At 75.6% G+C, this 22,022-nt stretch carries 22 protein-coding genes; 9 read left to right on the top strand and 13 right to left on the bottom strand.

The window, feature by feature from the left end; translation table 11 throughout:
• Positions 1–42: 42 nt before the first annotated feature.
• On the top strand, positions 43–489 hold the full coding sequence (locus ACIPYS_RS31840; protein ID WP_093858737.1) for an anthrone oxygenase family protein: 447 nt from the start codon (positions 43–45) through the stop codon (positions 487–489).
• A 57-nt stretch (positions 490–546) separates the two neighbouring features.
• Here ACIPYS_RS31840 and ACIPYS_RS31835 read toward each other — a convergent pair whose 3' ends face one another.
• Together ACIPYS_RS31835 and ACIPYS_RS31830 are read right to left on the bottom strand one after the other, a co-directional pair.
• Positions 547–1,035, bottom strand: a complete 489-nt coding sequence (locus ACIPYS_RS31835; protein WP_093858738.1) for a hypothetical protein — start codon at positions 1,033–1,035, stop codon at positions 547–549.
• Positions 1,036–1,221: 186 nt separating this feature from the next.
• Complete coding sequence (locus ACIPYS_RS31830; protein ID WP_400752679.1) at positions 1,222–3,108, bottom strand: protein kinase; 1,887 nt, start codon at positions 3,106–3,108, stop codon at positions 1,222–1,224.
• Positions 3,109–3,448: 340 nt separating this feature from the next.
• Between ACIPYS_RS31830 and ACIPYS_RS31825 the strand changes: the two genes are divergently transcribed.
• From ACIPYS_RS31825 to ACIPYS_RS31805, 5 genes are all read left to right on the top strand, one after another.
• Positions 3,449–3,850: an SH3 domain-containing protein gene (locus ACIPYS_RS31825; RefSeq protein ID WP_093858740.1), complete on the top strand. Its 402-nt coding sequence runs from the start codon at positions 3,449–3,451 to the stop codon at positions 3,848–3,850.
• A 314-nt stretch (positions 3,851–4,164) separates the two neighbouring features.
• Positions 4,165–5,202 carry an NUDIX hydrolase gene (locus tag ACIPYS_RS31820; protein ID WP_400752677.1) on the top strand — a complete coding sequence of 346 codons (1,038 nt, stop codon included), beginning with the start codon at positions 4,165–4,167 and terminating at the stop codon, positions 5,200–5,202.
• A gap of 409 nt (positions 5,203–5,611) precedes the next feature.
• On the top strand, positions 5,612–6,841 hold the full coding sequence (locus ACIPYS_RS31815) for a hypothetical protein (RefSeq protein WP_400752674.1): 1,230 nt from the start codon (positions 5,612–5,614) through the stop codon (positions 6,839–6,841).
• Positions 6,842–7,218: 377 nt separating this feature from the next.
• Entirely contained in the window at positions 7,219–7,968 is a 750-nt protein-coding gene (locus ACIPYS_RS31810; protein ID WP_400752671.1) for a histone deacetylase, read from the top strand.
• 140 nt (positions 7,969–8,108) lie between these two features.
• The gene (locus tag ACIPYS_RS31805) at positions 8,109–8,642 is read left to right on the top strand and encodes a DUF1772 domain-containing protein (protein ID WP_400752669.1); all 534 of its coding nucleotides are present in this window, start codon (positions 8,109–8,111) and stop codon (positions 8,640–8,642) included.
• Between the two features lie 65 nt (positions 8,643–8,707).
• On the opposite strand, the gene ACIPYS_RS31800 is transcribed toward ACIPYS_RS31805, so the two are convergent.
• The 10 genes from ACIPYS_RS31800 to ACIPYS_RS31755 form a co-directional block, all read right to left on the bottom strand.
• Positions 8,708–9,799 carry an AraC family transcriptional regulator gene (locus tag ACIPYS_RS31800; protein ID WP_400752666.1) on the bottom strand — a complete coding sequence of 364 codons (1,092 nt, stop codon included), beginning with the start codon at positions 9,797–9,799 and terminating at the stop codon, positions 8,708–8,710.
• A gap of 197 nt (positions 9,800–9,996) precedes the next feature.
• Entirely contained in the window at positions 9,997–10,557 is a 561-nt protein-coding gene (locus ACIPYS_RS31795; protein WP_093858745.1) for a DUF1772 domain-containing protein, read from the bottom strand.
• A gap of 139 nt (positions 10,558–10,696) precedes the next feature.
• Positions 10,697–11,560: an NmrA family transcriptional regulator gene (locus ACIPYS_RS31790; protein ID WP_231978273.1), complete on the bottom strand. Its 864-nt coding sequence runs from the start codon at positions 11,558–11,560 to the stop codon at positions 10,697–10,699.
• A gap of 150 nt (positions 11,561–11,710) precedes the next feature.
• Positions 11,711–12,526 (bottom strand): putative protein N(5)-glutamine methyltransferase, encoded by an 816-nt coding sequence (locus tag ACIPYS_RS31785; RefSeq protein ID WP_231978274.1) that lies wholly within the window; start codon positions 12,524–12,526, stop codon positions 11,711–11,713.
• Between the two features lie 384 nt (positions 12,527–12,910).
• On the bottom strand, positions 12,911–13,357 hold the full coding sequence (locus ACIPYS_RS31780; RefSeq protein WP_093858748.1) for a peptidoglycan-binding protein: 447 nt from the start codon (positions 13,355–13,357) through the stop codon (positions 12,911–12,913).
• A gap of 388 nt (positions 13,358–13,745) precedes the next feature.
• Positions 13,746–14,030, bottom strand: coding sequence for a hypothetical protein (locus ACIPYS_RS31775; RefSeq protein WP_093858749.1), 285 nt, complete (start codon positions 14,028–14,030; stop codon positions 13,746–13,748).
• 143 nt (positions 14,031–14,173) lie between these two features.
• The gene (locus tag ACIPYS_RS31770; RefSeq protein WP_093858750.1) at positions 14,174–14,407 is read right to left on the bottom strand and encodes a hypothetical protein; all 234 of its coding nucleotides are present in this window, start codon (positions 14,405–14,407) and stop codon (positions 14,174–14,176) included.
• Between the two features lie 130 nt (positions 14,408–14,537).
• Complete coding sequence (locus tag ACIPYS_RS31765; protein WP_093858751.1) at positions 14,538–15,080, bottom strand: DinB family protein; 543 nt, start codon at positions 15,078–15,080, stop codon at positions 14,538–14,540.
• Between the two features lie 210 nt (positions 15,081–15,290).
• Positions 15,291–16,205 carry a carbohydrate kinase family protein gene (locus ACIPYS_RS31760; RefSeq protein WP_400752657.1) on the bottom strand — a complete coding sequence of 305 codons (915 nt, stop codon included), beginning with the start codon at positions 16,203–16,205 and terminating at the stop codon, positions 15,291–15,293.
• A gap of 3 nt (positions 16,206–16,208) precedes the next feature.
• Entirely contained in the window at positions 16,209–17,135 is a 927-nt protein-coding gene (locus ACIPYS_RS31755) for a pseudouridine-5'-phosphate glycosidase (RefSeq protein ID WP_400752655.1), read from the bottom strand.
• 114 nt (positions 17,136–17,249) lie between these two features.
• On the opposite strand from ACIPYS_RS31755, the gene ACIPYS_RS31750 reads away from it, so the two are divergent.
• Complete coding sequence (locus ACIPYS_RS31750; RefSeq protein ID WP_159424762.1) at positions 17,250–18,164, top strand: LysR substrate-binding domain-containing protein; 915 nt, start codon at positions 17,250–17,252, stop codon at positions 18,162–18,164.
• A gap of 42 nt (positions 18,165–18,206) precedes the next feature.
• Here the strand turns inward: ACIPYS_RS31750 and ACIPYS_RS31745 are convergent, their stop codons facing one another.
• Entirely contained in the window at positions 18,207–19,781 is a 1,575-nt protein-coding gene (locus ACIPYS_RS31745; RefSeq protein ID WP_400752650.1) for a S8 family serine peptidase, read from the bottom strand.
• Positions 19,782–20,019: 238 nt separating this feature from the next.
• Here ACIPYS_RS31745 and ACIPYS_RS31740 point away from each other — a divergent pair, with 238 nt between their 5' ends.
• Both ACIPYS_RS31740 and ACIPYS_RS31735 read left to right on the top strand, forming a co-directional pair.
• On the top strand, positions 20,020–20,781 hold the full coding sequence (locus ACIPYS_RS31740) for a Crp/Fnr family transcriptional regulator (protein ID WP_159424763.1): 762 nt from the start codon (positions 20,020–20,022) through the stop codon (positions 20,779–20,781).
• Positions 20,778–22,013 (top strand): hypothetical protein, encoded by a 1,236-nt coding sequence (locus ACIPYS_RS31735; protein ID WP_400752646.1) that lies wholly within the window; start codon positions 20,778–20,780, stop codon positions 22,011–22,013. Before ACIPYS_RS31740 ends, ACIPYS_RS31735 begins: the two co-directional genes overlap by 4 nt.
• The last annotated feature ends 9 nt before the right edge of the window (positions 22,014–22,022 follow it).

Raw genomic sequence — 22,022 nt, 5'->3', positions numbered from 1 at the left:
TGCCTCAACAGCTAGCAGCGCTAGATCCCAGGAGGGGCCGTCATGCTCAACGCACTCGAGGTCGTCACCACCGTGGTCGTCGGCGTGATGGTGGGGGTGGAGTTCTGCGTCGCCTTCGTCGTCAACCCGATCCTCGGCGCCCTGCCCGAGGACGCCGGTCAGCTCGGCCGCGCCCACGGCGGCCGGATGCTCGGCGCCCTGATGCCGGTCTGGTACATCACCTCGGTCGTCCTCAGCGCGGTCTGGGCCGCGGCCGGGTGGCAGCGGCCCGGTGCCGGGCTGGTCGTCGTCGCCGCGGCCCTGCTGGTCCTGAGTGTCCTCATGTCGGTGCTGCTGCTCGTCCCGATCAACAACCGGAGCAGGACGTGGACGCCCGAGAACCGGCCCGCCGACTGGAAGGAGCAGCAGGACCGCTGGGACCGCTACCACTACGCCCGGGTCGCCGTCATCGTCGCCGCCTTCGCCCTGCTGGCCACGGCCCTCGCCTGAGCGTGTGGCCACGGCCCTCGGCCGAGCGTGCCGGCGGCCCGGGGCGGTCCGCCGCCGCTACGACTCCGCGGCGCGGCGGGCCGCCTTCACCCGGGCGGCCAGCTGGTCGGCGGGGAGGCGGCGGAGGGTGGTGCCGTGCCGGGCGGCCAGCTCGTCGGCGGGCTCCGGGGAGGACTCGACCGTGTCCAGCACCAGCATCGAGTGCCCGTCCTCCACCTCCTCGCCGAGAACGATCAGGCCGGCGCCGCCCTCGTGGTCGCGCCAGGTCTCGGCGGCGTTGCCGAGCGCGGTCCCGGCCACGAAGCCCAGCAGGACGCCGATCGGGCCGCCGAGCAGCCCGGCGATGCCGCCGGCCACCCCCGCGCCGACCGTCGTCACACCCGCGCCGCGGACCTGGCTGGCCGGGAAGTCCAGGGTGCCGTCCGCCCCGCGCTCGACGATCGCGGACTGCCGCAGGCCGGGCAGGTGCTCGGCCTCGTCGAAGGCGGCGCGGCAGGCGGCGGCGTCGGTGAAGTCGAGCAGCAGGACGTGGTGGTTCTCGCTCATGGTCGCGACGGCTCCTCGTTCGGGGGCGGGGCGGCACCGGAGCGGCCGGAGGCCCACGCCGGGGGCGCCCCGGAACGAGTCCAGCATCGTCCGGGCCGGGGCTGCCCGCCACCGTCCGTGGGCCTACCGGGCCCGGCGGGGCCGGACCCGGCCGCGCAGGAGGAGGCCGGGCGGACGGCGGCCGACTCAGTCGGCGGGGAGGGTGCGCCGCACGGTCCCCTTGTAGTCAGCCAGCAGGTAGCCGCTGCTGTGGTACTCGTTGGACAGGTAGACCCGGATGCAGGCGTAGCCGTCGGACCACATGTCGATCAGCAGGTAACGGCTGGTCGGGTTCGGCACGTTGAGGGTCTCGTTGGCCTTCTTCAGCAGCGCCGGGACGGTGTCCCAGTCGTACTGTGCCAGATCGACCGTCTTCTCCTTGGCCATCGACCCACCGGGTCGCTTGGCGATGTTGCCGTTGCGGTAGTCGTACCAGTCGTAGCCGCGACCGTCGGCCGTGGGGACCTGGGCGCTCGCGTACTCCGGGTAAACGGAGAGCTGCTTGACCTTGGTGGTGCCGCTCTGCGCGGTGATCGCGGCGACGACGGTGCGGATGCCGTCCGGGGTGAGCAGGTCCTTGGCCGGTGCGGTGCTCTTCGGCGCGCTGGGCGAGGGCTTCGCCGTGGGGGCGGCGGAGGCGGTGGTGTCCGGGCCGGTGGGCGCGGCGGTTCCGGTCGATGCCGGGGGGCCGCCGGGGTCGGCGGGCGCGTTCGTCCCCTTGGGGGCGGAGCCCGCGCCGGTGCTGCCCGTGGTACCGCCCGAACCGTCGTTGTCCGGCCGGAGGTTCCAGGCCAGCACGCTCGCCAGCGCCACCCCGGCGACGGCGAGCGTCACCGTGGCGCCGGTGCGGCGGCGGGCGGGCGGCGGGGGCACGGTGGGTCCGGTGGCTCCCAGGTACTGGGCGCCGGTGGTGCCGACGTGCCCTCCGTCGGTGGCGGCTTCGCCGCCGTGGGCGGGACTCGGTAGGGGGTACTCGGTCTGCGCGGTGCCGAACGCCGGGTTCGGCGTACCGAAAGCGGGGTTCGGGGTGCCGAAGGCCGGGTTCGGGGTGCCGAACGCCGGGTTCGGCGTCCCGAAGCCGGGGCTCGGCGCCCCGAAGGCCGCGGTCGGGTCCGGACCGGCCGGCGGGCGCGGGGTGTCCAGGAAGGTGGGCTGCCAGGAGCCCTGCGGCAGCGCCGGACCGGGACCGGCGCTCGCCTCGGCGGCGGCGAGGGCCCGGTCGAGCTGCGCGGCGTCGGGCCGCACCGCCGGATTGCGGGCCAGCACCGCGGCCAGCACCGGCCCCAGTGAACCCGAGCGGGTCGGCGGCGGCAGCGGCTCGTCCAGGACGGCGGCGAGGGTGGCCAGGGTGGTGCCGCGGCGCAGCGGGTGGTGGCCCTCGACGGCGACGTACAGCAGCATGCCGAGCGACCAGAGGTCGGAGGACGGGTTGCCCTCCTCGCCGCGTATCCGTTCCGGGGCGATGTACTCGGGCGAGCCGATCAGCGCGCCGGTGGCGGTGAGCGCGGTGTTGGCGTCCTGCATCGCGGCGATGCCGAAGTCCGTGAGGACGGGCGTGCCGTCGGCGCGCAGCAGCACGTTGCCGGGCTTGACGTCGCGGTGCTGGATGCCGGCCGCGTGGGCGGCGCACAGTGCGGAGAGCACACCGCGGCCGATCCTGGCGGCCTCCGGGACGGTGAGCGGGCCGCGGGCGATCCGGTCGGCGAGGCTGCCGCCGCTGACCAGCTCCATGACCAGCCAGGGGTGGGGGTGGTCGGGGGTGTCGACGATGTGGTGGATCACCGCGACGTGCGGGTGCTGGAGACGGGCGAGCGCGCGGGCCTCGCGCAGGACCCGCTCGCGCAGCTCGTGGGCGGCCTCGGGGTTGGCCGCGGCCATGGCCGGGTCCGGCGGGCGGACCTCCTTGAGCGCGACCTCGCGGTGCAGCATGGTGTCCCGGGCGCGCCAGACCAGGCCCATGCCGCCGCCACCGAGGCGTTCCAGCAGTTCGAAGCGGTTGTCGATGAGCCGTGTCTCCGGCCCCCCAGTGTTCATGGCCGCCATCGTAGGGGCCCGGGCCGTCAACGGGCCGACCGGCCGGGGCGGCCGAACGCTCCGTGGACGCCCGGTCCTTGTCCGATCCGGCCCGAGCCGCAACCGCCGAGGCCGGCGCGGCGGGACGTCCGACGGCTCCGGTGGCGGGGCAGGTGGCGGGGCGGGTCACGGAACAGGTGACGGGACAGGGGCGGGACAGGGGCGGGAGCCGTGGCCGGGCGGATTCCGGAGGGCACGGGCGGCGCGGTGATTGCACCCGCCCGAGCGAGCCGGGGCAGCCTTCCGGGTGGCCGTGGGCGCGCGCGGTCGGCCGCCGCCGGATCGGCTCGTTGTGCCCGGTATGCCTGCACACCCCGGAAGGGTCGGCTGGACCGCGCTCTCCCTGCTGATCCTCGTCCTCCCGGCGACGGCCGCCGGGACCGACCACCCTCCACCGCAGCCGGAGCGGCACGCCGGACCTCCGCCGCAGAGCGCTCCGCGCGGCTGGGTGGTCACGGTGAACGCCGCCAATGTCCGGCGCGAGCCCTCGGTCGACGGCGCGGTGCTGGGCCTGGCCCACTGCGGGGAGCGGGTGGAGATCGTCGACACCTGGATCTCGCCGCTCGGGACGCGCTGGAGCCGGGTCGTCGTGGTGCGCAACGGGCTGACGGGGTGGGTGCTCTGGTCGCTGCTGGGCCACCCCGCCCCGCCGGGGCACCCCGCCGCGGTGTGCCCGAGTCCCCCGCCGGGCGGGGAGCGGTGAGCGGCGGGAGGACAGCGGCCCCCGGGGTCCGGGTCCGGGGCCGGAGCCGGATGCAGGAATGCGGCCGGGGCCGGGAACGGGCACGGGGACGGGGTCCGGCGCACGGGGCGCGGAAGGCGGACGGACCCGGACGCGCCGCGCCACCGTGCTCCCGGGCCTCCGGGGCGGAGCGGCGGTGGGCGTTCCGCACCGGATCCGGGCGGGTAGGGGCCGCCGGGGACACTCGGCGCGGCCAGGCGGGCGCCCCCCTGAGGCCAGGCCCGGTCCCCCTTTTCCCCGCCCCGTTGATCCCCCTCGCCCAAGGAGACCTCCAGGTGCACCGTTCCCCCCGTCCCCTGCCGCCGACCAGGGCTCACGGCGCGGAGCCGTCCGTCCCCGGCACCTCCGTCACCGGAGTGCCCGACGGGTCCGTCCCCGTCGCCGCCGTGCTGGTGACCGACACCCTCGGCCGGGTCCTGCTGCTGCGCCGCCCGGACGGCCGCTGGGAGCTGCCGTCCGCTGCGGTGCGCCCGGGCGAGGACCCGGCGCGGGGCGCCGTCCGGGCGCTGGCCGAGAGCTGTGGGACGGCCGGGGTGGCGGAGCGCCCGGTCGGGGTGTTCGAGGACACCGCGGAACCGGCGCTGCGGCACGTGTACGCGCTGTCGGCGCACGCGCCCGGCGCGCTGGACCGGCTCGCCCTCCCCCGGCACAGCACGCATGCCTGGTTCTTCACGGACAACCTCCCGGGCGTCACCCCCGCGACGGTGCGGTTCCTGCGTGCCCACGGCCCGGCGCGACCGCATCTGCCGCGCGCCCAGTGGCTGGCCACCACCCCGCGCTCGTGGCTGTGCACGGCTGCCGTGGTGACCGCCCCGGACGGGCGGCTGCTGATGGTCAAGCCCCGGGTCCGGGAACCGGACCGGCGGCCGCGGACCGCGGCCTGGAACTTCCCCGGCGGCGTGCTCGACACCCACGAGGACTCGCCGACCGGGGCGGCCCGCGAGCTGCGCGAGGAGACCGGTCTCGACCGGCCTGCCGGGCCGCTGCTGGCGGTGTTCTGGCGGCACCCCGAGCCGGGCGCGGACCACCCGATCGTCCAGTTCTTCCACGACTTCGGCACGGCCGACCCCGAGACCGTCCGGCTCGGCTGCCGGGACGGGGAGATCACCGACTGGGCGTGGTTCCACCCGGACGGCGGGGAGTTGGACGCCGCCGCCGGTACCGATCGCGCGGACCGGGCCCGGCAGGCCCTGGCCGCCCGCACCTCCGGCCGCACCGTCACCGGCACCGGGCCCGGGCCCGCCGTCGCGGAACCGACCGAGCCGCGGCCCACCGGCCCTCGGGCCACCGACCCGCAGCCGACGGCCGGCTGAACCGGCCGCCCCTCGGCCACGACGGTCCCGTGGCAACGGCACGGGTGACGGCCGTGTGCCCGAGTGGGCAGACGCCGGGGCAACCCGGCACCGGCCTGTCGTACACGTCCGGACAGTCGCCGACTCCGCTCCGGAACAAACACTTCGGGGTCGCCACCTGTGCGGTCCCGATGCCGCCCGACAGCGGGGCCGGTGCCCGTCGGGACGCATCCTCCGCCGCATCCTCAGATTTCGCTCAAGGGGTCGCCGGGCGGCCACCGGGCGCCCCTATGGTCTCCGTCGACGGAGGCGGCCGCGCACTCACCGGAACGCCGACGGCACGCTCCCCGGCACCCGTCCGTGCCGGCGTTCCCCGGCGCGCCCGTGCTCCGTCCGCCCGCTTCCCCGTTCCGGAGAGGACCACCGTCCCATGCGCACCGGCCACCTCAAGTCCGTCGGCGTCTTCGCCGCCGCCGGCTCCCTGCTCGCCTTCGCCTCCGCCACCGCGACCGCCGCCACCCGAGCTCCCCAGCACTGCACGGTCAGTGTCGAGGGCGGCGACCTGCGCTGCTTCGACACCTACCGGCAGGCCATCGCCGCCGCCACGGGCGGTCTGGTCGCCGACGCTCCGCTGGACGTCGAGACCGCGATGGCCGACCCGTCGTTCGCCGACCGGATCGACCGGGCGGGCGAGGCGGTCGGCAACCGGGCGCGGGACGCACGGCCCGGAGCGGCGGCGGCCGCTGCCGCCGTCGTGCTGTCCACCGAGTACGAGCACGGCAACTTCGGTGGCGCCAGCCTGAGCGTCACCGGCCCCTCCGCCTGCGGCAGCGCCCGCTGGCAGCTGGCCCTGGGCGCCGACTGGAACGACCGGATCAGCTCCTACAAGACCTTCAACAACTGCCAGGTGCGGCACTGGGAGCACACCGACTTCTCCGGCGCCAACACCGGCTACCAGGTCGGCGACCAGGACTGGATCGGCGACCTCAACGACCGGGCCAGCTCGATCGACTTCACCTACGGCGAGTCGCCCACCGTCGCCCAGTTGCTGAAGGACTGCGGCAAGGCCACCGAGAGCTGCGACTTCCGGCCGACCGGGAACGCGAGCTACACGTACGGCGGCGCGCACGAGGTGGCCCGCGGCTACAACTGCTCCTCCACCCCGCAGACCAGGAAGATGACCTGGACCGAGCAGACCAGCGGGGAGAACACCGTCTCGACCGAGATCTCGGTGACGGCCGGATTCGACTTCCTGGAGAAGTTCGAGGTCACGTTCAAGGCCACCTACGGCCACAAGTGGGCCTGGGCGGACACCTTCGCCGAGGAGACCACGCTCCAGGTGCCGGCCGGGCAGGTCGGCTGGGTCGACCGCAACACCCACCTGCAGTCCGCCAGCGGCACCTACGAGCTGCACTACAAGTCGAAGCACTGGGGCCACTACGTCTGGTACGTCAAGAACTTCTCCGGCACCGGACCGGTCCCGCAGGAGGCCGGCGTGGTGACCTGGAACGCCCGCAAGATGACCACTGCCGAGAAGAACGCGCAGTGCAAGGGCCGCGCGGCCTTCGTCACCGTCACCCCCGGCACCGAGGGCGGGCCCGCCCCGGCCGCCACCGCGACCGCCGCTCGCCCGGCGGCCTCGGTCTCCAGCGGCCGCTGACCGCGGGGCACTTCCCCGGCCTCACCCGACCCGGCCCGATCCGCCCCACCCCCGCCCGGACGCCCCGGTCGGCGCGCACCCGGCGCGCCGGCCGGGGCGATCGCGGCGGACACGCCGGACACGCCGGACACGCCAGACGCGGCCGGACGCGGCGCCGGAGGCGGAGCCGGCCACAACGCCGACCACAACGCCGGGAAGGACGCCCGGGCAGCAGCTCCCGCCCGGGCACGGCGGGCCGTCCGCGCGCCAGGGCGCGTCCTGAGGTCCGCGGGTCGTCATGCCGGCGCCCTACCCCCCGGTCCAGGGCCGTCATACCCGGTCCACTCGAAAGTGTGCTCCACGAGTAACGCGCCCGAGGGCGGGTAGCGTCACCGGCCGTGGAGGACTCCCTGCCGATCCGACCGATCCGACCGATCCTGCCGATCCGATGGCCCGTCGACCCGGCGGACGCCGCGGACGCCCCGGGCCGGGACGGTCCGGTCTGGTACGCCGCCTACGGTTCGAACATGCACACCGAGCGGCTCGCCTGCTACCTGGGCGGCGGGCGGCCGGCCGACGGCGCCCGGGAGTACCCCGGCTGCCGGGACGGCCGGCCGCCGCGGCGGTCGGTGCCCGTTCGACTGCCCGGAAGTCTCTACTTCGCCCTGGAGTCGCGGGTCTGGGGCGGCGGCATGGCGTTCTACGACCCGTACGGACCGGGCACCGCGCCCGCCCGCGCCCATCTGCTGACGGCGGGGCAGTTCAGCGACATCGCCGCCCAGGAGACCGGCGGCGGGCCGGGCACGGACCTCGACCTGGGCACCGTACTGCGGACCGGCCGCGACCAGCAGGGGCCCGGCCGCTACCGGACCCTGGTCTGCCTCGGCACCCTGGAGGGCCTCCCGGTGCTGACCGTCACCGCCCCGTGGAGGCTCGCCGAGGCCGAACTGAACGCCCCGCGGGCCCGCTACCTGCGGGCCATCGCCGCCGGACTGACCGACGCGCACGGCTGGTCCGCACGCCGGGCGAGCGTCTACCTCACCACCCGGCCGGGCGCGGCCGGCCACTGGACCGTCGAGTCCCTGTACGCCGCGCTCGCCCCGCACACCGGAGGATCCGCCTCCGCGACGGGTTCCGGCCGCGATTGACATGACCATCCGTCATCATCGGGTGTGTATCCGCCAATTCGGTGGGCAAACGGCAGTTCGATGACGGATGATCGGCACGCGGGCCGCTCCGACCGGGCGGTTCCGGGCGAACGAACGGGGGCAGGGACGACATGGAGGCGATGCGGGTCTTCGCACTGGTGGCGGCGACGGTCACCACCGGACTGACCGCCGGACTGTTCTACACCTACGCCTGTTCGGTGACGCCCGGGCTCGGCAGCACCGGGGACTTCATGGTCGCCCAGGTGATGCAGCGGCTCAACGTGGCGATCCTCAACGGGTGGTTCCTGGTGGGATTCGTCGGCGCGCTGGTCTTCACGAGCGTGGCCGTCGTGCTGCACCTGCCGAGCGACGGCCGTCGGGTGCTTCCGGCGGCGGTAGGCGCGCTGGTCTGCTACACCGCCTCCCTGGTGGTGACCAGGATGGTGAACCTCCCGCTGAACCAGGCGCTGGCGGAGCAGGCCGGAGAGTTGGGTCCGGCCCGGGAGTCGGGCCCGACCGCCCGACCGGGCCGCACCGGGCAGTCGGCGCGGATGTGCGGGCCGTTCCGGGCGAGGTGGGTGCGCTGGAACGCGGCCCGGGCGCTGCTGTCCACGGCGGCCCTCGGCTTCCTCTGCTGGGCGCTGGTCCTGCACTGCCACCTGCGGCCGAGCTGAGAACCGGGCCGACGGCGTCGCGGCACGGCCCCGCACCCGCACCCGCACCATCGACCACCGACCGGTCAGCCGGCGGCCAGCACCACCGTGGTCGGGACCGCGGCCGACCGCGCCGCGGGCGACGGCCCGGCCGGGGCGTCGCCCGCGGCCTCGCCCTCCGCTCCGCCCGGCAGGCCGACGGCCGCACCGCCCGCCTCGGCCGTCTCGGCGGAGGCAGCCAGCCGGCGGTGCTCCTGCGGGGTCAGCCCGCGCACCCGCTTGAACGCGGTGCTGAGCGCGAACGCGTCGCCGTACCCGACCCGGCGGGCCACCGCCGCGACGGTGAGCCCAGGGTCGCGCAGCAGGTCCGCCGCCACCGCCAGCCGCCAGTTCGCCAGGTACGCCATCGGCGGCTCGCCGACCAGCGCGGTGAACCGCCGGGCCAGGCCCGCCCGGGAGACCCCGACCTCGGTGGCGAGCGCCGCCACCGTCCACGGCCGGGCCGGATCGTCGTGCAGCAGCCGCAGCGCCGGGCCCACCACCTCGTCCGCCTGGGCGCGCAGCCAGCCGGGCGCCGAACCGTCCGGGGCGGCGAGCCAGCTCCGCAGCACCCCGACCACCAGCAGGTCCAGCAGCCGGTCCAGCACCACCTCCTGCCCCGGCTCGGCACGGGTGACCTCGGTGGCGAGCAACCGGACCAGGGTGTCCTCGGTGGTGTCCGCCCCGGCGGGCCGCACCAGCAGTGTCGGCAGGTGGCCCAGCAGCCGGCGGCCGATCTCGTGCTCGGCCAGATAGGTGCCGGACAGCATCACCGAGGGGCGGTCGTCGTCCGGCCGGGTCTCTCCCCAGGTCCGCACGCCGAGCGCCATCGAGGTGGCCACACTGGCGCCGTCCCGGGAGCAGATCTGCCCGGGGCCGATCAGGATGTCCGGCTCGCTCCGCGGGTGGTCGGCGACCGTGTAGGCCTCCGGCCCGCGCAGCAGGGCGAGGTCCCCCGGCCGCACCAGGACCGGATCCGCCCCGTCCGGGAGGATCCAGGCCTCACCGTCCAGCATGGTGATCAGCGACAGCGGTGCGCGGTCCTCGATCCGCAGGGCCCAGGGCGCGCTGAGGACGGAGCGCAGCAGGAACGCGCCGCGCGCCTTGGGGCCGTCGAGCAGCCCGGTCAGGGTGTCCATGAGGGGACAGCCTAGACGCGGCGGTGGTCCGGGTGCCGGTGACGTCGGTCGGACCGGGCACAGGTGACGGGCGGTCAGCGGCTCGCGGACGGTCCACCGGCCCGGGGCCGACCAACCCTCGGCGGCCGGGCCCGCGGCGGGAAGGCCCACGGCCGCCGGGCCCACGGTGGGGAGGCCGACCGCCGACGGCCCCCCGGTCAACGGGACCCCGGGCGGCGGTGCAGCAGCAGCGCGCGGGTGAGGGCGACGGCGGCGGCCGTGCAGAGCACCGTGCGGGCGATGTTGGCCGTCGTCCAGGTCGGCTCGAAGGCGGCGCGCACGGCGGCGAGGTCGGTGACGGCGGCCGGGTCGCCGGCCGCGGCGAGGCGGTCGTTGAGCGGGACGTTGACGGCGGAGGTGAGGACGAGCGCGGCGAGGTAGAGCAGGGAGGCAACCGCCGTCCACAGGGTGGCGGCGCGCTGCCCGGAGCGGTGCAGCAGCCAGGTGCCGACGGCCGGCAGGGCCAGGGCGCCGGCGAAGACCGCCCCGAAGACCGGATTGAGGATGGACGCGTTGATGTGCTGCATCGCGGTCACGAAGGTGCGGTCGTCGCCGGCGGCGAGGCCGGGCATGACGGCGACGTCGAAGGCGAAGAAGAGGCCGGCCATCAGGCCGGTCGCGGCGGTGGCGGCGGCCAGCACCGGTCCGACGGCGCGGGAGGCGGTGGTGGTCGCGGCGGCGAGGTCACGGACGGGGGCGGCACCGAGGGCGGCGGACATGGCGGGCTCCGGAGGATGTGGAGGGCGGTCGAGGGCACGGAGTGGCGGCGGGCGGTCCGGGGATCGCGGTGAACGGATCCCCGGACCGGGAGAGGCGGCAGGACTGGGCGGGGGGCAGGGCCGGGCGGGGCCGGAGGGTTCAGACGTTCCAGACACCGGTCGCCGCGGCGGCCCGCGCGTAGTCCGCGAAGTCCCTCGCCGGGCGGCCGAGCGCGCGCCGGACGCCGTCCGCCAGATGGGCGTTGCGTCCGTCCAGGACCATCGAGAACAGGTCGGCGAACTCGCCGGGCAGGCCGACGGTGGCCAGCAGCGCGCGGTACTCCTCCAGGGAGACGGCCGTGAACCGGATCTCGCGCCCGGTGGCCGCCGACAGTTCGGCGGCCACGTCCGCGAAGGAGAGCAGGCGCGGCCCGGTCAGCTCGTACACCTCGCCGTCGTGGCCGTCCTCGGTGAGCGCCGCCGCGGCGACCTCCGCGATGTCGTCGACGTCGACGAACGGCTCGACGGCGACCCCGGTCGGCAGCGCCAGTTCACCGGCGAGCACCGGCTCCAGGAAGAAGCTCTCGGAGAAGTTCTGGTCGAACCAGGCGCAGCGGACCACGGTCCAGCCGGTACCGGCCTCGGCGACCGCCGCCTCGGCCGCCTGCGCCGCCTCCTCGCCGCGTCCCGAGAGCAGGACCAGGCGGCCGACGCCCGCCTTGGCGGCCCGCCGGGCGAAGGCGCCGACGGTCTCCACCGCGCCGGGGAAGGCGAGGTCGGGGTAGTAGGCGAGGTAGGCGGCGCCGACGCCCTCCAGAGCGGCGTCCCAGGTGGTGTCGTCCTCCCAGTCGAACGGGATCGGTGCGGTGCGCGAGCCGATCCGGGCGGTGTGGCCGAGGGCGGTGAGGCGCTCGGCGACGCGTCGGCCGGTCTTGCCGGTCCCGCCGGTGACCAGGACGGTCCGGGCGGCGGTGGGGGTGGTGGTGGCGGCGGGCTGCTGGTTGCTGTTCGTGTTCTCGTTCATGGGCATCAGTCAACTCCGCGCGCCACCGCGCCGACATGGTCCTCGCGCTCAGCCGCATGTGTGCGCGTCTACGGCGCCGCGGGGGCGTCCGGGCCGGACCGCCGCCGTGGGGCCGGACCGCGGCCGGCCGCCGCGGTCCGGCCCGGGTGGCTACGGCGTCCCGAGCGGCGGCCGCACGGCCGTCACCACCGTGGCGTCGAGGTCCTCGTCGTGGCCCAGGGCTGCGGTGAGCCCGGCCGCCGTGACCACCCCGAGGGCCGCTCCGGCCTGCTGGTCGCTGGTCTCGAACAGCAGCGCACCGCCCGGGGCCAGCCAGTGCGGGGCCTCGGCGGCGACCCGGCGCAGTACGTCGAGGCCGTCGGCGCCGCCGTCCAGGGCCGGCCGGGCCTCGTGCACCCGGGCCTCGGCCGGAAGGAACTCGATGTCGGCGGTGGGCACGTAGGGGACGTTGGCGAGCAGGACGTCCACCCGGCCGCGCAGACGGGTCGGCAGGGCGTCGAAGAGGTCGCCCTCGAACACCTCGGCACCGGGGGCCGCGGACCCGGCCAGGTTGCGGCGGGCGCAGCGCACGGCGGCCGGGTCGACGTCGGCCGCGCACAGCCGGACGGGGTGGCCGGCCGTCGCGGCGAGCGCCGCGCCGAGGGCTCCGCTGCCGCAGCACAGATCGACGACCTGCGCGTGCTCGCGCGCGAGCGCGGCGGCGGTGCGGACCAGGAACTCGCTGCGCCGCCGGGGCACGAACACCCCGGGGTCGACGGCGATCCGCAGACCGGCGAACTCGGCCCAGCCGACGACGTGTTCGAGCGGACGGCCGGCGGCGCGGTCGCGGACCATGGCGGCGAGCCGGGCGGGGGTGTCGGCGGCGGAGAGCAGGATGCGTGTCTCGTCCTCGGCGAAGACGCAGCCGGCGGCACGCAGCCTGGCGGTCACGGAGGAACGGAGGGAGGCGGACGGGTGGACAGGCAAGGGAACCCCTAGGAGCACAGGTGGGAGGACGTCGTCCGACCCGGGGCTCTCCGCGCACATCTCGCCGGACGGCGGACGCTCCCACGCGGTACGGCCGGCTTCAGGACCGGGCGTGCACCTGTGCGGGGGCGCCGTGGTCACGGCCGGGGAGCACCCGATCCGGCACAGCGGTCATGGGTTCTCACCTCCCCGTTCTTCGTGTTCCGCTACGGCGTCCGTCACCCTACCGCAACCGGCGCGGGCCGGGCGTACGGTCCGCCGACGGGTGGCGGCGGACGGTACGCCCGGCTCCGGAGGCCCGGGGTCCCGGGGGTTCGGGGCCCAACTGCCCAACTGCCCGGCGGCCCGGCGGCCGGGCGGCCGGGCGGCCGGGCGGCCCGGCGGTCAGATGCCGTCGGCGAAGCTCTTGAACGCCGCCCGGGTACCGGCACCGGCGATGCCGTCGATCGCACCGCTGTAGCCCCAGCCGCCGTCCTTCAGCAGCCGCTGCAGCGCCTTGACCGTCTCGGTGCCGGGGATGCCGTCGATGGCTCCGGGGTAGCCCCAGAACTGCTTGAGGTTGCGCTGGAACGCCTTCCAGCTCTCGGTGCCGAGCTGCCCGTCGATGGCGCCGTTGTAACCCCAGTTCTGCTTCAGCCAGTTCTGCACGTTCCCGGCCTGCGCGGAGCTGAGCCCGAAGTTCTGGACGGCGCGCACGGCCGGCGCGGCCGCGACGGAGGTGGTGGTGGCGGCGGCGGTGGTGGCCGCGCCACCGACGGCCAGGCCACCGACGGCGATGCCGAGGGCCAGGCCGAGGGCGACGAGCGGCCTCGTCGTCGTGATGGATCGCATGGGGTGCTCCCCTTCGAGCGGAGGGACGGCCGACGCCCGGACGCACACGGATGCGGATGCCCAGCGTGTCCGGTCGGTCACCGTAAGTTTCGGTCCGACACTAACCATCGGCACCCCGCGGGGTCGAGCGGGTATCCGGCCACCCGGCGACGGGCGACACGCGCACGCGGAGGCCCCCGACACCCGCCGCACACGCCCGCGGGCCCGGCCGCCGAAGGGTCCCGGACCTCGCACGAGAATGGCCGGTTCGTGCCCGGAGCATCACGGGCGCGCGAACGGGGCGCGCGCCGCAGGTGATTCACCGACCGCACGCGGCGGCGCCGCCCGTCCCGGCCCGTGCGGGCAGGACGGGCGGCGCCGTCGCTGTGCGGTTGTCGGTGGGCGACCGTCAGAAACGGCGGCCCGACTCGCGCTCGGACTTCTCCAGCTGGTCGATCCGGCGCTGGATGGCGTTGGCCTCGGCCCGGGCCTTGGCGGCCTCGGCGTGGGCGCCGTAGTGGTCCAGGGTGGCGGCCTTCTGGCGCAGGTCGGAGACCTGCTGACGCAGCTGGTTGATGTTCACCTTGATCGAACCGGCCGCGGCGGGCTGGGCGGTGGCGACCTGGGCCACGGTGGCCAGGCCGCCGCCGGCCAGGACGGCGGTCAGGACGAGGGCGGGAATGCGTCGACGCATGGTGCTTCCTTACGGTCGTGCGAGGTTCACTGACGGGACATCACGCGATAACCCGTCAGTAACATCATTACACGATCTTGACCTTCGACTGCATCCGGCCCACCCGGGCGACGCCCCCGCACGGGCCCGCAACAGGCCCTGCCTCAGCGGGTCGTGGGCGCACCGTCCTCCGGCTGGACGGCGCAGACGGCACTCGTGGTCGCACCCGCGAAACCGAGCAGACTCCCCAGCATCTGGCGGCAGACGGCGGCCTCCTTCGCGTTGTGCGGACCCTCGGCGGCGGCCGGCTGCGCGGTGGCGAGCGGCAGCGCGAGCAGGGGGGCGGCGAGCAGCAGAACGGAGCCGACGGCCCGGGCGGCGGACTTGGCGAAGGTCATGACGAACCCCTTTCGGGTGGCGATGGGACGAGCCATTGACTACCCGACCCGTCGCCCCCGCCGTCGGACCCTGCGCCGTTGGTGAGCGTGTCCCGGACAACGGGGCACGCCCACCGCGGGCGGGGCGGCCTCAGCCCATGGTCTTGGCGCCGTCCAGCGACTCCCGCAGGATGTCGGCGTGACCCGCGTGCTGCGCGGTCTCGGCGATCACGTGGAGCAGGACCCGGCGGGCGGACCAGCGGGCGTCCGCCTCGAACCACGGGGCCTTCGGCAGCGGGTGCGAGGCGTCGAGATCGGGCAGCACGGCGATCAGCTCGTCCGTGCGGCGGGCCGTCTCGGCGTAGTCGGCGAGCACGCCCGCGAGCGTCTCGCCGGGCAGCAGCTTGAACTCGTCCGTGCGGCGCTCGAGGTCCTCCTGGGTCATGTTCGCGAAGTCGGGCATCGCGGAGGGGCCCTCGAGGATGAAGTCCACCCAGGTGCGCTCGCAGTTCGTCACGTGCTTGACGAGACCGCCCAGACACAGTTCGCCGGCGGTGGTCCGGCGCGCGGCCTGCTCGTCCGTCAGGTCCCGGGTGGTGAAGCGCAGGAACTCGCGCTGCTTGGTGAACTGCTCCAGCAGGTCGGCGCGCTCGCCGGTGGCCGCGACGGTGGTGGTGGTCGTGGTGCCGTTCATGGTGCTCCGCCTTCGTGGTTGCCGTGGTGCGTCGGGCCGTTCCGTCCGACGTGGACCACGATAGGAGCCGTGTAGGTCAGGTCATGACCTAGATCGTGGCGCCCCGGCATCGCTGCCTTCCCCGGCCGCACCCCGACCGCCCGACAGGTCCGCCCCCGGTCGCGGGTGCGACGGGGGGGACCCGGCAGGCCGGGGACGGCGCGCCCCGGTTCAGTCCTCCGTGCAGGAGGCCCCGGGCGAGGCCAGCACCCGCGCCGCGCAGCGGTGGCCGCGCGCCGCCGCCTCGCGCAGGCCCGGCGCTCCCTGCACACCCGGCTCGGCCCCCGTCAGCCGCGCGTCCAGGAACGCCGCGAGGAACCCGGCCGCGAAGGCGTCGCCCGCACCGGTGAGGTCGCGGACCTCGCCCACCGGCGGGACCGGCACGGTGACCGGGGCCGCGCCCGGCACGTCGATCGTGGTCGCCTCCGCCCCCGACTTGGTGACCACCGTGGTGGCCCCCAGCCGGGCCCGCTCCGGACCGGGCCGCCCGTCGACGAGCAGCCCCAGGTAGGCGGACTCGGAGCGGTTGGCGAACAGCAGGGTCGGCGCCAGCTGCTCGGCGAGGGCCAGGAAGCGCTCGCGGCCGAAGCCCTCGAGCATCCCGGTGGAGGAGGCGTCCAGGGAGGTCGTCCCACCGGCCGAGCGGACCCGGCGCAGCGCGTCGACGGCGGTCGTGCCGACCGGTTCGCCGTCGAAGGAGTAGGCGGGCACGTGCAGATGGGTCAGGCCGTCCAGCCAGGCGTCCGGGACGGTCTCCAGCAGGGTGGCCGCGCCCCGGTCGGGCAGCATGGTGCGCTCGCCCGCGTCGTCGATCAGCACCACGATGCTGCCGGTGCGGCCCCGGTGCGCGACCCGCACGTCCACACCGTGGCCGGCCAGTTCGGCGGCCAGGCCGCCGCCGGCCGGGTCGTCGCCGACGCAGCCGAGGAAGCGGACCGGGCACTGCCCGGCGGCGAAGGCCGCGACGTTCGCGGCGCTGCCGCCGCGCTGCCGGAAGACCCGGGCGGCCGAGTCCGTGCCGTGCCGCAGCGGTCCGGCCACCCAGACGACGACGTCCTCCACGAGGTCGCCGAGCACTCCCAGCACCGGTCAGCCCTCGTTACGGGCGGCGGCCAGCGCGGTGGCGATCTCCCCGCCGAGGCGGACGTTGCCCCGGTAGACCTCGATGTTCACCTCCAGGCTGCGGCCCTCGGTGTCGCGCTGGATGAAGTCGAGCAGGAACGGCGTGGCGGCGTTGCCCTTGATGCCCCGGGTGTCGGCCTCGGCCCAGGCGCGGGCCAGCAGGGCGTCGAGCTCGCGCGGCGGGAGCTGCTTGTCCGGGTCGACCGGGTTGGCGATCAGCACGGCCTGCGGCAGGTCGAGGCCGTCCCGGGCCTCGATCACCCGCGCCGCCTCCTCCGGGGTGTCGACCCGGTAGGCGATCTCGTGGCCGGAGTCGGTGACGTAGAAGCCGGGGTAGCGGCGGGTGCGGTAGCCGATGACGGGGATGTTGAGGGTCTCGAAGCGCTCCAGGGTGGCCCGGATGTCGAGGATCGACTTCACACCGGCGCTGATCACGGTCACCGGGGTGGCGGCCAGGGTGGTCAGGTCGGCGGACTCGTCGAAGCTCTCGGAGGCGCCGAAGTGGACGCCGCCGAGGCCGCCGGTGGAGAAGACCCGCACGCCGGCCCGGTGGGCGAGGAAGGCGGTCGCGGCGACGGTGGTGCCGCCGTGCCGGCCGAGCGCCGCCACCACCGGGAGGTCGCGCAGGCTCGCCTTGTCGAGGCCCTCGGCCGCCGACAGCTCCTCGATCTGTGCCGTGGACAGGCCGACCGTCGGCACGCCCGCGTGGACGCCGATGGTGGCCGGGACGACGCCGGTGGCGCGCAGCCGCTGCTCCGCCTCCAGCGCGACCTCCAGATTGCGCGGCCGGGGCAGCCCGTGGGTGAAGATCGTCGACTCCAGGGCGACCACGGGGGCGCCGGCGGCGACGGCCTCGGCGACTTCCTGGGAGATGCGGATGGGCAGTCCGGTCATGGCGTTCGCTCCCTGTGAGGCTGCCACCACGGTGTGGCAGCGGTGGGCTCAGCCTAGGGAGCGATCACATCGGGATCCAGAATGAATACCGGCCCTTCTCATAGACTCCGGACTATGAGTCGGGCTACGAGTCTCACCCTGCGCCAGCTGGAGGTCTTCCTCGCGGTGGCCGACACCCTGCACTTCGGCCGGGCGGCCGAACGCCTGCACATCTCCCAGCCGACGGTCAGCCAGGAGGTCGCCCGGCTGGAGCGGACGGTCGGGGTGGAACTCTTCGACCGCAGCCGCCGGTCCGTGCGGCTGACCTCGGCCGGGGAGGTGATGGCCGCCGAATCGGCCCGGCTGCTGGAGCAGGCCGGCACGCTGCTCGCCCGGGTGCGGCTGCACGAGGAGACCAGGCTCGGCACGGCGCGGATCGTCGCCTCCCCGACCGTGGTCAACCGGCTGCTGCCGGCCGTGGTGAGCCGGGCCGAGCGCGAACTGCCCGAACTCGTCCTGGCCGAACTCTCGGTGGACACCGGCCGGGTGTCCGCCACCCTGGCGGGCGAACTCGCCGACCTCGGCCTCGGCCGCTTCCTCGACGACGTCCCCGGCTACCGGCGGGAGCGGATCGCCGACGAGCCGGTGCACGTCGCCCTCAGCCGGGACCATCCGCTGGCGGGGCGGGACGCCGTCCGGCTGGACGAGCTCGGCGACCTGCCGCTGCTGCTGTGGCCGCGCGAACAGAGCCCGCGCTACTACGACCACGTCCTGGGGCTGTGCGCCGAACGCGGGGTGGAGCCGCCGGTCCTGGTCGGCCCGGCCCGGATCGTCGGCTCCCGGCTCTACCTGCTGTCGCAGAGCCGGGCCTTCTCCCTCGTGCCCGCCTCGATGACCGGCCACCTCACCGGGGACGTGGTCACGGTGCGGCTGGCGGGCCGGGCCACGCTCCCGCTGGAGCTCCAGTGGCGCCTGGACGACCGCCGTCCCGGGCTCGCCGCGCTGCGCGAGCTGGTCCGGGAGGAGGCGGCCGCCCTGGAGACCTGCTGAGCACCGGGCCGGCCGCCTCGCGGCCGACCGTCCGCGCCGCCGTCAGAACCGGAGCGACCAGCTGTTGATCGTGCCGGGGAAGTAGCCGCCGACGTCGGTCACCCGCAGCCGCCAGACCCCGGCCGCGGTGTGCGCGGAGGCGTCCACGCCGTAGACGCCGACCAGGTTCGAGTACGCCTCACCGATGTCGGTGTCGTGCAGCAGGAACGCGGCGCCGTCCGGGGCGACGAGTTCCACCTTGAGGTCGCCGCGCCACCAGTAGTCGATGTCGACGGTCACGTCGAGGTCGCGCGGGGCCTTGCCGGTGACGCCGGTGACCGTGACCGGTGAGACCACCGTGCCCTTCCCGTCGAAGCCCACCGGCCCCGGCGCGGCGAAGAGCGGGCCTCGCGGCCGGTTCGGCACCGAACCGGTGTACAGCAGCCGGTCCGGCGAGCCTGCGGAGAGTTCGTGCAGCGAGCCGACGGTCGCCGCCGAGGTCAGCGCCGAGGCCACCTGGGCGGGCGTGGCGGCCGGACGGGACGCCAGGTACAGCGCGACGGCTCCCGCCGCGTGCGGGGCCGCCATCGAGGTGCCCGACATCTGGACCCCGATGCCGCCGAGGTCGCTCACGTACCAGGCCGAGGTGATGTCCACGCCCGGCGCCCAGAGGTCGACCAGCGGGCCGAAGTTGGAGAACGAGGCCGGAACGTCGTCGCGGTCGCTCGCGCCGACGGTGATGGCGCTGGGCACCCGGGCCGGGGAGTGCTCGTTCGCGTCGACGCTCTGGTTGCCGGCCGCGACGGTGTAGGTCAGGCCCGTGGCGATCGAGCCGGCCACCGCCGCGTCCAGCACCGGGTCCGGCTCGCTGCCGAGGCTCATGTTGACCACCGCTGGACGGACGGCGTGCCGGGTCACCCAGTCGATGCCGGCGACCACCTGCTCGGTGGTGCCCTCGCCGTCGTCGTTCAGCACCCGGACCGAGACGATCTTCGCTGCCTTGGCGACACCGAAGGTGGCTCCGGCCACCGTCCCCGCGACGTGGGTGCCGTGGCCGTAGCCGTCGTCCGCGACGTCGTCGCCGTCGATCGCGTCGTAGCCGTACGAGGCCCGCCCCTCGAACTCCTCCGAGGTGATCCGCACCCCGGTGTCGATGATGTACGCCGTCACCCCGGCGCCGGCGGTGTCCGGGTAGGTGTAGCGGTCGTCGTAGGGGAAGCGCCGCTGGTCGACCCGGTCCAGCCCCCAGGACTCCGGCGAGGTCTGCACGCCGTCGGCCCGCACCCGGCGGTTCTGCGAGACGACCGCCACCGACGGGTCGGCGGCCAGCCGGCGCGCCTGCCGGGGCGTCAGCGCGGCCGAGAAGCCGGGCAGTGCCGCGCCGAAACTGCGGCGCACCGTGCCGCCGTACGAGCGGGCCAGCGCCGCCGCCCCCTCGGCGAGCGGACTCCGCTGCGCGGCGGCCGGCTCGAGCACCACCAGATAGGTGCCGGGGACGGCCTCCGAGGAGCCCTCTCCCTGCACGATCCCCTCGGGCACCGCCGCCGAGGCGGGGAGCGCCCCACCGGCGCCGATCGACAGCGCGACGGCCGCGCCGAGCACCGCGCAGATCCTGCGCGGGCGTATTCCTGAGAACACCGTCCTACCCCCTCCGGTCCGAGGCCCGGAACCCGGCGCCTCGCTCCCCCAAATCCTGACGCATCGTCAACCAACCGACAACGCAACGAGGTTGTGCTTCGTCGGCGACCGAACCCGGACCCGGGCGGACCGGATGCGCACGGCGCTCCGGGACTGACACCGCGGCGGGCGGTGCGCTATGTTCCGTACGGAATCGCCCCGGTCGGGGCGGGTTGCCGACCGGGTGGGGGCAGGCAGCATGGACAGCTCGCGCGACCGGACCGGGGCGGCAGGGCGGGCAAGACCCGGCACCGCCCCGGTCGTTCCCTTCGAACGCGGCCCGTTCACCGGGCTCGGCACCGACGACCTGCGGACCCTGCACGGCCTGGGTACCAGACGGGTCTACTCGCACAACGAGGCCCTGATGATCGAGGGCGAGCCCGGCGACCGGGTCGTCGTCCTGCTGAGCGGCTGGGTGAAGGTCGTGGCCGCCACCGAGGACGGCGGCGAGGCCCTGCTCGCCATCCGCCAGCCCGGCGAACTCGTCGGTGAACTGGCCGTCCTGGACGGCGAACCGCGCTCCGCCAGCGTGCTCGCCGTCCGCACCAGCACCACCAGGGAGATCGGCGCCGCCGCCTTCCTCGACTTCCTCGCCGACCGCCCCGCCGCCGCGCTCGCGCTCCAGCGCTCCGTCACCCGCAAACTCCGCCTGGCCACCCGCTACCGGATCGACGTCGGCCACGGCACCGGCCTCGCCCGGCTCGCCCGCACCCTGCTCATCCTGCTCGACTCCTGCGGCGTGCCCACCGAACAGGGTTCGCGGATCGACATCCCGCTCAGCCACGCCGACCTGGCGGCGCTCGCCCGGCTCTCCGCCGCCAGCGTCGAACGCTCCCTGCGCACCCTCCGGGACCAGGGCGCCGTCCGCACCGGCTACCGCGGGCTCGTCGTCCGGGACCGCGCCCCGCTCGCCGCGGCGGCCGGACTAGCGCTCCCCGCCGACCGGGGCGGCCGGGCATGAGCGGCGCCCTCTCCCCCAGGCTGCGCCGGGTCGTCCTGGTCGTCGACATCGAGGCGTACGGCGGCCGGCCCTACTGGGTGCAGCAGGCCGTCCAGGAGCGGCTGGACCGCGCCCTGGACCACGCCTGCGGGCGGGCCGGCGTCGACCGGGCGCGCTGCGAGGCCCAGGACCGGGGCGACGGGCAGCTGCTCCTGCTGCCGCCCGACGTCGACGAGGCCAAGGCGCTGCCCGGTCTCGTCCTCGGCCTGCGCGACGCCCTGCACACCCTCAACCGGGCGCCCGGGACGGCGGGACGGCTCCGGATCCGGGCGGCCCTCGCCCAGGGCGGGGTGCAGCGCGCCGCCCTGGGGTACGTGGCCCGCGCCGTGGAGACGGCCTGCCGACTGCTCGACTGCGAGCACGCCCGGTCCGCGCTCAAGGACACGCCGGACACCGATCTGGCGCTCGTGGTCACCGACGACCTGTTCGCGGACGCCTTCGCGGCAGGCGCCGGCGGCCTCCCCGTGGACGACTTCACGAGCGTCACGGTGGCCGTCCCGGCGAAGCGCTTCAAGACGAAGGCCTGGCTCGGCACACCCCGGCACGGCGCGCTGGTGGTGCTCCCCCCGCCGTCCGCGCCTGGCGCCCCGCGCCGGGACCGGCGCTCGGCGCTGCTGCGCGGCCTCGGCGACGCCGCCGCCGGGATCGCCCTCGGCGCGACCCCGCCGGCCCGCCACCACGACGACCCGCCGCCGCACCACGACGGGGACCCGGGCGACGGGCACCACGGGCACCACGACCACGGCCGGCACGGCGGGGACGGGCACGGCGACCACGGCCGGCACGGCGGGGACGGGCACGGGCACGGCGACCACGACGGGGAGCACGGCCACGACGGCCACCACGGCCACGACGCGCACGGCGGTGACCACGACGGCGAGGGCCACGACGGCGGGGGCCACGACGGCTACGGGGACGAGCCGCACGGGCGACACGACGGGCAGCACTCCCTCCACCAGGACGGGACGCCGCTCCACGAGGACACCTGGCACCACGACGGCTGGGGCACCGACGCCTGGTCCACCGACCCGCACCACCACGGCCCCCACCACGAGGACACCGGCACCCCGTACGGCGAGGACCACGGCGGCCACGACGGGCAGCACGGCGACCACCACGACCCCTTCGCCTCCCCGGACCACCCCGACCACGACCCCGGCGCCGGCCACTGGTGGCACGGCCCGCACCACTGAGCCCCGGTC

The sequence above is a fragment of the Kitasatospora sp. NPDC089913 genome, from assembly GCF_044748625.1.
Taxonomy (GTDB): domain Bacteria; phylum Actinomycetota; class Actinomycetes; order Streptomycetales; family Streptomycetaceae; genus Kitasatospora.
Note: the sequence above shows the minus strand (reverse complement) of the source record. Positions and strands in the feature narration are given on the sequence as shown.